An 11720-nucleotide genomic window follows, 5' to 3' on the forward strand; every position below is an offset into this window, starting at 1 on the left:
ACTTAAGCGCCGCAGCGAGTGCCGGTGTTCTTTTCTTCTTTCTTGGCCAACAACCAGAGTGCTTCAAGCTGCTCGAGCGAGCAATCGGCAAAGCTGCGCGTTTCTTGCTTGAGCGTTTGTTCGATGTAACGAAAACGCCGCTCAAACTTTTGATTACCCGCCCGCAGCGCACTCTCGGCATCCACCTTTAGATGACGCGCGAGGTTGACCACCACAAACAGCAAATCACCGACCTCCTCGAAAATCGCCTCGGGGTCGTTATCGGCCATGGCTTCAAGCACTTCATCCAACTCTTCGCGCAGCTTATCGACCACAGGCAGCGCTTCCGGCCAGTCGAAGCCCACTTGCGCGGCACGCTTTTGCAGCTTGCTAGCACGCTTGAGGGCGGGCAACGCTTGCGGCACATCATCCAACAAGGAGAGCTGCTCCGGCGCTTGCGCTTTGTCGGCGCGCTCTTGGGCTTTGATGTCTTCCCAACGTTGTTTAATCGCTGACTCCGACAGCTTAGGCGTATCCAACGGCCCGTATAAATCCCCCTCGGGGAACACGTGCGGATGCCGGCGCACCAGCTTACGGGTGATGCCGTCGACCACTTGCTCCCAAGCAAAACGCTGCTCTTCGCTGGCCAGTTGGCAGTAATAAATCACCTGAAAAAGCAGATCGCCCAACTCCCCTTCAAGCTGCTGAAAGTCGCCTTGCTCGATGGCGTCGGCGACTTCGTAAGCTTCTTCTAAGGTGTAAGGCACGATGCTGGCGTAGGTTTGTTTCACATCCCACGGACAGCCATGCTCTGGGTCGCGCAAACGCGCCATCAGGTGCTTTAAGTCATCCAGCGTATACATCAGCTACCTGCCTTTTGCCGACACGCTTCAATGATGTTGGGCAACTGCGATATGCGCGACAGCAGGCGGCCCAAGGCATTGAGGTCAGGGATTTCAATGGTCAATTTCATGGTCGCGGTGTTGTCGTGCTTGTCGGTTGAAGTGTTGACCGAGGTAACGTTCAAGCGCTCATTCATCAACAGTTGCGAGATATCGCGCAGCAAGCCGGAGCGGTCATAAGCGCGCACCAAAATATCCACCGGATAAGTTTGCGACTGCGCCTCACCCCAGCTGACTTGCACAATCCGCTCGGGCTCGCGCTCGGCCAGCTGCAATAAGCTGGGGCAATCCTCACGGTGAATACTGACGCCGCGCCCTTGGGTGATATAGCCAGTAATGCCATCACCGGGTAACGGCTGACAGCAATTGGCAATGCTAGTCAGCAAGTTGCCGACGCCCAGAATATGCACGTCGCGCTTACCAATACGCCCAGCGGTGCCTTTACGCGGGATCAGCTCCAGCTGCTCGCTGGCACGCTCGGGCTCAATCAACGCCACCGCTTGCTGCATCACCTGCGACAAGCGCACGTCGCCCGAACCTAAGGCCGCGTACAAGTCATCCACACTGCGCTGATGGCAGCGTTCGGCCAGTACGGTGTAGTCCAGCGCGGTCAGCGCAAGGCGCGACAGCTCACGTTCGAGTAACGCCTTGCCGGCGGCGACGTTTTGATCACGCGCTTGCAGCTTGAACCAATGCACGATTTTGGCCCGAGCACGCGAGGTGTTGACGTAGCCCAAGTTGGGGTTCAGCCAATCGCGACTGGGGCCGCTGTTTTTCGCGGTGATCACCACCACTTGATCGCCGGTTTGTAGCTGATACGTCAGCGGCACGATGCGGCCATTGACCTTGGCACCACGACAACTGTGGCCGACTTCGGTGTGCACGCGATAAGCAAAATCCAGCGGTGTGGAGCCGCTGGGCAAATCAATCGCGTGCCCTTCAGGCGTCAGTACGTAGACACGATCCGGCTCAAAGTCGACGCGCAGTTGCTCGGCCAAGCCGCCGATATCGCCCAGCTCTTCGTGCCACTCCAACACCTGTCGCAGCCACGCGATCTTGTCTTCGTAAGCATTGGAGTTACTTTTAAGATCGGTGCCTTTGTAACGCCAGTGCGCGCAAACGCCTAGCTCGGCCTCTTCATGCATATCCTTGGTGCGGATTTGCACTTCCAGCACTTTACCCTCAGGCCCCATCACCGCCGTATGCAGAGAGCGGTAACCGTTTTCTTTCGGGTTGGCGATGTAGTCGTCAAACTCACGCGGGATATGCCGCCACAGCGAGTGGATAACCCCCAACGCGGTGTAGCAGTCGGCAATGCGCGGCACCAGCACACGCACGGCGCGCACATCGTAAATCTGGCTGAAGTCCAAGCCCTTGCGCTGCATTTTGCGCCAGATCGAGTAGATGTGTTTGACCCGCCCGCTGAGGTCGGCTTCCACACCATTCTCACCCAGCGCCGCGCGCAAACGCAGCAGCACCTGCTGGATGTATTCCTGGCGATCTAAGCGGCGCTCATCCAGCAGCTTGGCAATACGCTTGTATTGCTCAGGCTCTAGGTAGCGGAAGGACAAGTCCTCCAGCTCCCATTTGATATGACCGATGCCCAAGCGATGCGCCAGCGGGGCGTAGATATCGAACACCTCACGCGCCACGCGGTAGCGTTTATCTTCAGGGGCGGTTTTTACTGCGCGAATGGCACAGGTACGCTCGGCCAGTTTGATCAACGCCACGCGCACATCATCGACCATAGCCACCAGCATTTTGCGCAGGTTCTCTACCTGCGCTTGCGTGCCCATGACCATGCTTTGCCGCGGGGTGAGACTGGTGGTGATCGCCGCCATGCGCAGCACGCCTTCAACCAGCTTGGCCACCACAGGGCCAAAGTGGCTACTGACGGCCTCGAGGCTGGTTTTACCTTCGCGCACGGCGCGATACACCACCGCCGCGACCAGACTGTCTTGGTCGAGTTTTAAATCGGCGAGAATTTCCGCCATCTCCAGCCCCGTACGGAAGCTGGACACCCCTTCAATCCAGATATTTTCTCCGGCAAGGGCGCGCTCTTCGGCCTCGCGGGCAAAACTACAGGCATCGCTGAGCACTTGGGCATCCAGCCCTGCCACCTGCTGCTGGATGTCAGCCAGCCATACCTCTTGGTTAACGCTACCGTCTTGGTTAACCGCATTTTGGGCTCGCACCTGAACCATGCCTAATTCCCTCTACCGGCCTTCTCACAGCATCACTGCGGGGCCATTGTTACCGCCTGTCGCTACCGCTAGTCGCGGCAGCTACAGCTTAATAAACAGCGCCATCGCTTCGGCGTGCGCGGTTTGTGGAAACATATCTAACAAGCCCGCTCGGCTCAGCGTGTAGCCTTGCGCGGCGATCAGCGCGGCGTCTCGCGCTAAGGTTGCCGGATTACACGACACATAGAGCACGCGCGCCGGAGCAAGTTCCTTCAACTGGGTGGCCACTTGTTGCGCACCTTCGCGCGGCGGATCGAGTAAAAGCACATCCCATGCCGCTTTCACCCACGCCGCCGTCAACGGCGCAAACAAATCCGCCTGCACGCACTGAACACTTAAACCATTGGCCTGCGCATTCGCCGCGGCACGCTGCACCATGCCCTCGACACCTTCAACGGCCGTCACCTCAGCGCCAACGCGGGCCAAGGGCAAGCTGAAATTGCCAAGCCCGCTGAACAAGTCGAGCACTTTGAGGCCCTGCACATCGCCCAGCCACGCCAATGCTTGTGCGACCATGCGCTCATTCAGCGCCGCATTCACCTGCACAAAATCGCCCGGTTGACAGGCTATCTGCAATTGCCACGGCGCCAAGCTGTAGCTCAATATTTGCTCAGCAACGGCAACCGGCGCCCCCTTTCCGTGCAGCCATAACTGCGCAGTATGTTCAGCGGCAAACGCGCTCAAACAGCTGACATCGGCGTCGCTCAAGCGCTGGGTATGCCGCACCAACAAGGCGTTGGCATCCCCGGCAAATAACTCCACATGCCCGATACTGGCCGCGCCCTGCAACGTGCTTAACAGCGCCGGCAAAGCCTGTGCGATGGGCTGCAAGGCCGGCACTAAGACGGCACATTCTTGCAGCGGCACGATGTCTTGGCTGGCCTCGGCGCGATAGCCCACTTCAAGGGTTTTGCTTTTAACCTGCCAACGCACCGCAATCCGTGCACGGCGACGATAACCCAGCGTAGCGCCAACCAATGACGGCGCCCACTCGTGCGGCACCAAGCCAGCCTGACGCTGCAATTGATCAGCCAAGGTTTGCTGCTTAAACGCCAACTGCGCTTCATCTGGCCAATGCTGCAAATTACAGCCGCCACAACGCGTCGTTTGCGCACAAGGCGGCGTACGCCGCTCGGCGCTGGCGTGCTCAACCTGCAGCGTGCGGGCATCGACTAATTTCTGTCGCCCTCCCAGCACTTGCGCCTGCACTGTTTCGCCGGGCAAAGCGCCACTGACAAACCAAGTGCGCCCTTCGGCATGTGCAATGCCACGCCCATCGTGCGCCATGCGCTCAATGTTAAGGCTGACTTTGCGCCCTACCGGCACCTTGTTGGCCTGCCCGCCTGCGGCCTGCAAGCGCAGCCCAGAACCTGCTTTACGCTTCATAAATACCGGTCGACAAGTAACGATCACCACGGTCACAGATGATCGCCACGATCACTGCATTCTCGACCTGCGCGCTTAAACGCAACGCCCCTGCCACTGAGCCGCCAGACGACACTCCACAGAAAATACCTTCTTCGCGCGCCAGCCGGCGCATGGTGTCTTCAGCCTCTTGCTGCCCCATGTCGATCACTTGATCAACCCGAGAGGCCTCAAAAATGGTTGGCAGATAAGCTGGCGGCCAGCGCCGAATACCGGGGATGGATGCCCCTTCCATCGGTTGCAGGCCGACAATTTGCACCGCCGGATTTTGCTCTTTGAGGTAACGCGAAGTCCCCATAATGGTGCCGGTGGTGCCCATCGCACTAACAAAATGGGTGATAGTGCCCGCCGTTTGCTGCCAGATTTCTGGCCCCGTACCGAGGTAATGTGCCTCTGGGTTATCCAGATTGCCGAATTGATTCAGCACCAAACCTTTGCCTTCTGCCTGCATGGCTAGCGCTAAATCGCGCGCGCCTTCCATGCCTTCCTCTTTACTGACCAAGATCAGCTCGGCGCCATAGGCCGTCATCGCGGCTTTACGTTCGGCCGTGGAGTTATCCGGCATGATCAACACCATGCGGTAACCCTTAATCGCCGCCGCCATTGCCAAGGCGATACCGGTGTTGCCACTGGTGGCTTCAATCAGGGTGTCGCCCGGCTTGATTTGCCCGCGCGCTTCGGCGCGACTGATCATCGACAACGCGGGACGATCCTTCACTGAGCCCGCCGGATTATTGCCCTCCAGCTTGACCAGCACGACATTGCTGGTCTCACCCGGCAGGCGCTGCAAGCGCACTAGCGGCGTATTGCCAATGCACTCGGCAATACTGGGGTAATGAAGCGGCGCATCACGCATGGGCAAAGGTCCTTAAAATGCGATCTTGATCAAACGCTCTATGATAACGGCAAAGCAGGCCGCGGGTCTTGTTGGGAACTGCCCCGCGCACTGGTTACACTGAGCGCACTTGCGTCGAGGCCTACCTCGAACCCCCTTATGGAGAGCACGCCATGACCAACGGCCTAGGGCTAAGAGGAAGGATCCTGCTACTGACCTTGCTGCCAGCCAGCTTATTGAGCTTACTGCTGACGGCCATCTTTGTTTATTGGCAATTAGACGACCACCAAATACGGCTGCTCGAACGCGGCGAACTCAACGTACGGCAACTGGCTCGCTTAGCCGCGAACGAGCTTAAAAGCAGCAGCAGCGGCGACCAATTAGACGCCTTGTGCGACGAAGCCTTAAACGATAAAGACGTGCGCGCCGCCCGCATTTTCAATCGCGATGGCGAGCTGCTCGCCCACGCCGGCCCCCGCATGACCGGCATTCCCGACTGGTCTGCCGTGCACCAACTGCACGTGCAGCCGCAAGAACACGCCAGCCGCTTTAGCTTGCCGGTACGCCGCAGCCAACTCGAGCCGCGCAGCAACCGTGTACAGCCGGCCGAAGACCCTATCTTGGGCTGGGTCGAAGTCGAACTCAGCCAGCAAAGCACCCAGCTGCGCATTTATCGCACGCTCTTGATTAGCCTGGGCTTGCTCGCTGTCGGCATGTTGATCATCACCCTGCTGTCACTGCATTTGCAGCGCACGGTGAGCGCGCCGCTGCGCAAAATTGGTGCCGCCGTCACACGATTAAAAGACGGCCACCTCGACACGCGCATCCCGACCATGAATAACGCAGAGCTTGACCGCCTAGCCGGTGCCATCAACCGCATGGCCGAGACGCTGCAGGGCGCGCAAGAGGAGATGCAACACAACATCGACATGGCCGTTGAAGATCTGCGCGAAAACATGGAAACCATCGAAGTGCAGAACATTGAGCTGGACCTCGCCCGCAAAGAAGCGCTCGAAGCCAGTCGAATCAAATCAGAATTTCTTGCCAACATGAGCCACGAGATTCGCACGCCGCTTAACGGCATTCTCGGCTTCACCCGCATGCTGCAAAAAAGCACGCTGAACAATCGCCAGCGCGACTTCATCAACACCATCGAAAGCTCTGCCGAAAACCTGCTGGCGATCATTAACGAGATTCTCGACTTCTCCAAAATCGAAGCCGGCAAGCTGGTTCTGGATAATCTGCCCTTCAGCCTGCGTGAGCTGCTGCAGGAAATCATGACCTTGCTGGCGCCATCCGCGCACACCAAGCACCTTGAATTGCTGTGCATGATCTACCGCGACACGCCGACCAACTTGATCGGCGACCCGCTGCGCCTGCGGCAAATCCTCACCAACCTGATCAGCAACGCGATCAAGTTCACCGAGCATGGCAGCGTGTGTGTGCGGGTGATGCTCGAGGACGATATTCCGCAACGCGCGACCCTGCGCATCAGCGTGCAAGACACCGGCATCGGTCTCTCCCCTGCGCAACTGGAGCGCCTGTTCTTTGCCTTCAACCAAGCCAGCCACGGCAAATACCGCCAGCAAGGCGGCACGGGCTTAGGGCTAGTGATTTCCAAACGCTTGATTGAGCAAATGGGCGGCGAAATCGGCGTACAAAGCACCCCAGGCGAAGGCTCCGAGTTCTGGATCAGCCTGACCTTGCCCTTGAGCAAAGAGCAAGACGACCCCTGCCGCCTGCAATACCCGCTGGAGCAGTCCGCCTTAGTGCTTGAGCCACACCGCATGGCGCGCACGGTGCTGTCTAACGAACTAGAAGACCTCGGCCTTGAGCATCAAGCCTTCGGTCAAATTGATCTGCTGCGCAGCGCCTATGTGAAACAACGCATCGCCAAAGCCACCGAAGACCTACTGCTGATCATCAGCGCCGACAATCAACAGCTACCACCGGGCCGCTTAGAAGGCCTACTTAGCAACTGGCACGACGACGGCTGCAAAGTGATCGTGCTGTGCCCCAGCACCGAGCAAAGCCTGTACGCCAGCTTGATCAGCGAAGAAGTCGCCCTGATCCTCAGCAAGCCGGTATGCCCACGCAAATTAAAACAAGCCGTGGAGCAGCTATACGCCCGTCACGCCCCAGAGCCTTCAGTCACCAAGGCACTGCCGAGCGCTGAAAGCGAGCCGCCGCGGATTCTTTGCGTGGACGACAATCCCGCCAACCTCAAGCTCGTCACCACCTTGCTCAGCGACCTAGGCGCCACCACCTTCGCCGCCGAAGACGGCTTTGCCGCTTTACGCCTGTGCCATCAAGAACGCTTCGACATGGCGCTGATGGACGTGCAAATGCCCGGGCTCGACGGTCTGCAAACCACCCAAGAGATTCGCCGCCAAGAACACCAAAACGGACAAACCTCCATGCCGATCATCGCCCTCACCGCGCATGCCTTGGCCAATGAAAAACGAGCGTTATTGCAAGGCGGCATGGACGATTACCTGACCAAGCCCATCAGCGAGCGGCAGCTGGTGCAAGTGGTAGAGAAATGGACTGGCAAACAATTGCACAGCCAACACCACGACGAAAACCCACTACGCCGCGCCAGTGATCTGCCCGTTCTGGATGAGCAAGAAGGCTTGCGTCTTGCCGCCGGCAAAACCGATCTGGCCCGTGACATGCTCGATATGCTCGGTGCCAGTTTGGGCGAAGCGCGCGCCAATATTCGCTTAAGCCTGCGCAGCAAAGACGCGGAAGAGCTGCTCAACCACGTGCATCGCCTACACGGCGCTACCCGCTATTGCGGCGTGCCCGAGCTGCGCACCGCCTGCCAACAATGCGAAACCCTGCTTAAGGAGTCGCGTTTGGCCGCCGGCCTGCCACTGCCTGACGCGGCCCTGCATGACCTAGATCAGGCCATCGAACGCTTACAGCAGGCACTCTCGCAACGAGCACAACGGTTGCAGGAGCAAGCCCATGAAAGTTCTTCTCTTTAGCTGCCAACCCTATGACCGCGCCAGTTTTGTACAAGCCGGCACGGCCTTCCCCGCGCTGGAACTGCACTTTAGCCAAGCGCCACTTACCGCCAGCAATGCCGCCCTAGCCAAGGGCTTTGCTGCCATCTGCACCTTTGTTAACGACCCGCTGGATGCCGCCACACTGCAAATACTGCACGCAGGCGGCACGCAGGTGATTGCCTTGCGCTGCGCCGGCTTTAACCAAGTGGACCTCCAAGCGGCGCAAGCCCTAGGCATCAGCATCGTGCGCGTCCCCGCCTATTCGCCTTACGCCGTGGCCGAGCACGCCGTGGGTCTGATACTGGCGCTAAACCGCCGCTTACACCGCGCGTTTAATCGCACCCGCGAAGGCGATTTCTCATTGCACGGCCTGCTGGGCTTTGACTTGCACGGCAAAACCTGCGGCGTGATCGGCACTGGCGCGATCGGCCTCGTTTTCGCCCGCATCATGCAGGGCTTTGGCTGTCACGTAGTGGCCTGCGACCCAGCGCCCAGCGCCGAACTTCAAGCCCTCAATGTCAGCTACACACCGCTACCTGAGCTCTTAGCCTGCTCAGACATTGTCAGCCTGCACTGCCCGCTCACCGAAGATACCCACCACCTGATCAACCCAACCCGTTTGGCGCTCATGAAACCCGGCGCCATGTTGATCAACACCGGACGCGGTGCACTGGTGGATACCCAAGCCCTGATCGCCGCGCTGAAGTGCGGGCAGCTTGGGCATGTGGGGCTCGATGTGTATGAAGAAGAAGCCTCGCTGTTTTTTGCTGACCACTCGGATCTGCCGCTACAGGATGATGTGCTGGCGCGCTTACTGACCTTCCCCAACGTCATCATCACCGCCCACCAAGCCTTTTTTACTCAAGAGGCCATCAGCGCCATCGCCGACACCACACTCAACAACCTACATGATTGGCAACAAGGTTTGCCCTGCAATCAGGTGCAGGGTTAAGCCACAACCGTTAGCATGCACGCATCTTGCCTGCTCAGAACCCAATGCCATGGCCGAACACGATTTTCGCTACGCCCTGTTAAACCCGCAGCACACCTTAACCGAGTGCCGCGCGCTCAGCCCCGGTCGCTACCAAGTCACCGGCATCGGCGGTGCCATTCAAAGCGGCGACACCTTGATTGTCACCCTCAAAGGCAGCCGTGACTTACCGCTGCGCCTAACCGTGGATAAAGTACGCCACATGATCCGCCCGGCCGGCCAATGGCTTGCCGTGGCCAACGGCCCCGCCTTCCAAGAGCTAGCCATCCACCAATGGCAGGTCATTTGCGAAAAATGCCAACGCCAAGAGGAACTTGAGTTCGCGGTGGATGCCAAAGCCAACAAGCTCGACCTTCCTGCCGCGGCCGCCGCTCGTCTGCAAGAGCTGGGCTGGCAAGCCACCCCTCAACATCTTTGCCCTCGTTGCTTAAAGGAGTCCGCATGAATTTTCGCCCTTGGCTCGCCCTCACCTTGTCACTCGGCCTAATTGCCGGCTGCGCCCAGCAACCTACCGCCCCACAACTTGGCGTAGGCACCGAATGGAAAGCCGAAAGCATCGATGGCAACGCCATGATTGATCGCAGCCACGTCAGTTTTACCCTGCACGAAGAAGGCCGCGCCGTCGGTAGCGCCGGCTGCAACCGCTGGTTTGCCCCCTACACCTTAGAGGGCGACAAAATCAGCTTTGGCCCCGTAGGCAGCACCATGATGGCCTGCAGCGAAGCCTTGATGGAGCAAGAGCAACGCTTCCTCAAGGCCCTGCATAGCGTCAAACAATGGCAATTACGCAGCAGCGGTGAGCTCGTGCTCACCGGCGATAACAGCATCGTCTTGCGCAGCCAGCCCTAACGCCCACCTGCACCACGCCAAGCCCAGTTAAGCGGTCTGCTTACCTGGGCTTTGTTTTACCCGCCTAGCGCCAACCTTGTTCATCGCCGAACAACCTAAACTGCTCCCCTGGCACCCCCAAGGGGCTTAGGCGCACGCCAAGCCCCATTAAGCGCACTGGCTTATCACCGCGGGCATAGGCTTGCTCAAGCAGGGCTTGATAATCCGCGACCGCCATCCCCACCCCAGCCTGTTCCAGTGTGGTCTGACTAAAATCATGGAATTTGAGTTTGACGAAGGGCTTATCCGGCCGATAGCGACTAGCTAAACGCGCCAAGCGCTCGGTAAATTGCTGATACAACGCGGGCAATTGCTGCAAACAGGCGGATAAATCCGGCAGATCTTGATCAAACGTGTGCTCCACACTCAATGACTGGCGACGGCTATCCACCACCACAGGCCGCTCATCGAGGCCATGAGCCAACTGCCACAAACGCTCACCGAAACTGCCCAACTCGCGCGCCAAATACAGCTTGTCGCGAGCGCGCACATCACGGCAGTTAGCAATCCCCAAGCGCTCAAGCTTTTTCGCCGTGACCTGCCCGACCCCATGGAGGCGGGTGACCGGCAAATCGCTGACAAAGCCATCCACCTGATTCGGTGTAATCACAAACAAACCATTGGGCTTACGCCAGTCACTGGCGATTTTGGCCAAAAACTTATTCGGCGCTACGCCGGCCGATACCGTAATACGCAGTTTCTCCCACACCGCCGCGCGGATCTCTTGGGCGATACGCGTGGCACTGCCGCCACAATGCTGACTATCGGTGACATCTAAATACGCTTCATCCAGCGACAATGGCTCAACCAGCTCGGTATAGCGGCGAAAAATCTGCTGGATTTGCTGCGAGGCCTGGCGATAAACCTCCATGCGCGGCTTCACCACCGTCAACTGCGGGCACAGACTCAGTGCATGACGCGTCGACATCGCCGAGCGCACACCGTAAGCGCGTGCTTCATAATTACAGGTAGCAATCACCCCACGCCGATCGGCACTGCCACCCACTGCAATGGGCCGTGTAGCGAGCTTGGGCTCATCGCGCATTTCGATGGCGGCATAAAAGCAGTCGCAATCGACATGAATAATTTTGCGCTGCGTCACCGCCGCCTCAATTACTGTAATTACATACAGTCAGCTTACTCCGAGGCTTTTCTGCTATCCAGTGCTTAATTTAGGCCTCAAGCAAAATATTCTTTGACAGACAATAACTTGCCTCATAGAATGCGCCCTCTCTGACGCGGGATGGAGCAGTCTGGTAGCTCGTCGGGCTCATAACCCGAAGGTCGTTGGTTCAAATCCAGCTCCCGCAACCACATTAGGCAATTCGTTGCCTGAGCCGTGAAAACGGCTCGAATACAGCGTCAGTTATGACGCGGGATGGAGCAGTCTGGTAGCTCGTCGGGCTCATAACCCGAAGGTCGTTGGTTCAAATCCAGCTCCCGCAA

At 58.5% G+C, this 11720-nt stretch carries 9 protein-coding genes and 2 tRNA genes; 6 read left to right on the plus strand and 5 right to left on the minus strand.

Annotation, left to right across the window (positions count from 1 at the left end; translation table 11 throughout):
- Positions 1 to 2 precede the first annotated feature (2 nt).
- The 4 genes from mazG to cysM form a co-directional block, all read right to left on the minus strand.
- Complete coding sequence (gene mazG / locus MKI83_RS01640) at positions 3 to 842, minus strand: nucleoside triphosphate pyrophosphohydrolase (RefSeq protein WP_241582951.1); 840 nt, start codon at positions 840 to 842, stop codon at positions 3 to 5.
- The gene (gene relA / locus MKI83_RS01645) at positions 842 to 3085 is read right to left on the minus strand and encodes a GTP diphosphokinase (RefSeq protein WP_241582952.1); all 2244 of its coding nucleotides are present in this window, start codon (positions 3083 to 3085) and stop codon (positions 842 to 844) included. The genes mazG and relA overlap by 1 nt, the downstream gene beginning before the upstream one ends.
- Before the next feature lie 81 nt (positions 3086 to 3166).
- The gene (rlmD, locus tag MKI83_RS01650) at positions 3167 to 4510 is read right to left on the minus strand and encodes a 23S rRNA (uracil(1939)-C(5))-methyltransferase RlmD (protein ID WP_241582953.1); all 1344 of its coding nucleotides are present in this window, start codon (positions 4508 to 4510) and stop codon (positions 3167 to 3169) included.
- On the minus strand, positions 4500 to 5405 hold the full coding sequence (gene cysM, locus MKI83_RS01655) for a cysteine synthase CysM (RefSeq protein ID WP_241582954.1): 906 nt from the start codon (positions 5403 to 5405) through the stop codon (positions 4500 to 4502). Before cysM ends, rlmD begins: the two co-directional genes overlap by 11 nt.
- A 152-nt stretch (positions 5406 to 5557) precedes the next feature.
- Here cysM and MKI83_RS01660 point away from each other — a divergent pair, with 152 nt between their 5' ends.
- From MKI83_RS01660 to MKI83_RS01675, 4 genes are read left to right on the plus strand one after another with little or no spacing between them, the layout of a single operon-like run.
- Positions 5558 to 8374, plus strand: a complete 2817-nt coding sequence (locus MKI83_RS01660) for a response regulator (protein ID WP_241582955.1) — start codon at positions 5558 to 5560, stop codon at positions 8372 to 8374.
- A complete protein-coding gene (locus MKI83_RS01665) occupies positions 8355 to 9347 on the plus strand; it encodes a 2-hydroxyacid dehydrogenase (RefSeq protein WP_241582956.1) in 993 nt (330 codons plus the stop codon). The genes MKI83_RS01660 and MKI83_RS01665 overlap by 20 nt, the downstream gene beginning before the upstream one ends.
- Positions 9348 to 9396: 49 nt before the next feature.
- Positions 9397 to 9831 (plus strand): hypothetical protein, encoded by a 435-nt coding sequence (locus tag MKI83_RS01670; protein ID WP_241582958.1) that lies wholly within the window; start codon positions 9397 to 9399, stop codon positions 9829 to 9831.
- On the plus strand, positions 9828 to 10235 hold the full coding sequence (locus tag MKI83_RS01675; protein ID WP_241582960.1) for an META domain-containing protein: 408 nt from the start codon (positions 9828 to 9830) through the stop codon (positions 10233 to 10235). Before MKI83_RS01670 ends, MKI83_RS01675 begins: the two co-directional genes overlap by 4 nt.
- A 64-nt stretch (positions 10236 to 10299) precedes the next feature.
- On the opposite strand, the gene dinB is transcribed toward MKI83_RS01675, so the two are convergent.
- Entirely contained in the window at positions 10300 to 11376 is a 1077-nt protein-coding gene (gene dinB / locus MKI83_RS01680; protein WP_241582961.1) for a DNA polymerase IV, read from the minus strand.
- A 135-nt stretch (positions 11377 to 11511) separates the two neighbouring features.
- On the opposite strand from dinB, the gene MKI83_RS01685 reads away from it, so the two are divergent.
- Positions 11512 to 11588: transfer RNA gene (locus tag MKI83_RS01685), tRNA-Met, on the plus strand.
- A 58-nt stretch (positions 11589 to 11646) separates the two neighbouring features.
- Positions 11647 to 11720: transfer RNA gene (locus MKI83_RS01690), tRNA-Met, on the plus strand.

Origin of the sequence: Atopomonas sediminilitoris (genome assembly GCF_022601735.1) — a bacterium.
GTDB classification, from domain to species: domain Bacteria; phylum Pseudomonadota; class Gammaproteobacteria; order Pseudomonadales; family Pseudomonadaceae; genus Atopomonas; species Atopomonas sediminilitoris.

Coding starts and splice junctions, on each gene's coding strand:
- mazG (WP_241582951.1), bottom strand. CDS start 842: ATGTATACGCTGGATGACTTAAAGCACCTGATGGCGCGTTTGCGCGAC.
- cysM (WP_241582954.1), bottom strand. CDS start 5,405: ATGCGTGATGCGCCGCTTCATTACCCCAGTATTGCCGAGTGCATTGGC.
- MKI83_RS01675 (WP_241582960.1), top strand. CDS start 9,828: ATGAATTTTCGCCCTTGGCTCGCCCTCACCTTGTCACTCGGCCTAATT.
- relA (WP_241582952.1), bottom strand. CDS start 3,085: ATGGTTCAGGTGCGAGCCCAAAATGCGGTTAACCAAGACGGTAGCGTT.
- MKI83_RS01665 (WP_241582956.1), top strand. CDS start 8,355: ATGAAAGTTCTTCTCTTTAGCTGCCAACCCTATGACCGCGCCAGTTTT.
- rlmD (WP_241582953.1), bottom strand. CDS start 4,510: ATGAAGCGTAAAGCAGGTTCTGGGCTGCGCTTGCAGGCCGCAGGCGGG.
- MKI83_RS01660 (WP_241582955.1), top strand. CDS start 5,558: ATGACCAACGGCCTAGGGCTAAGAGGAAGGATCCTGCTACTGACCTTG.
- MKI83_RS01670 (WP_241582958.1), top strand. CDS start 9,397: ATGGCCGAACACGATTTTCGCTACGCCCTGTTAAACCCGCAGCACACC.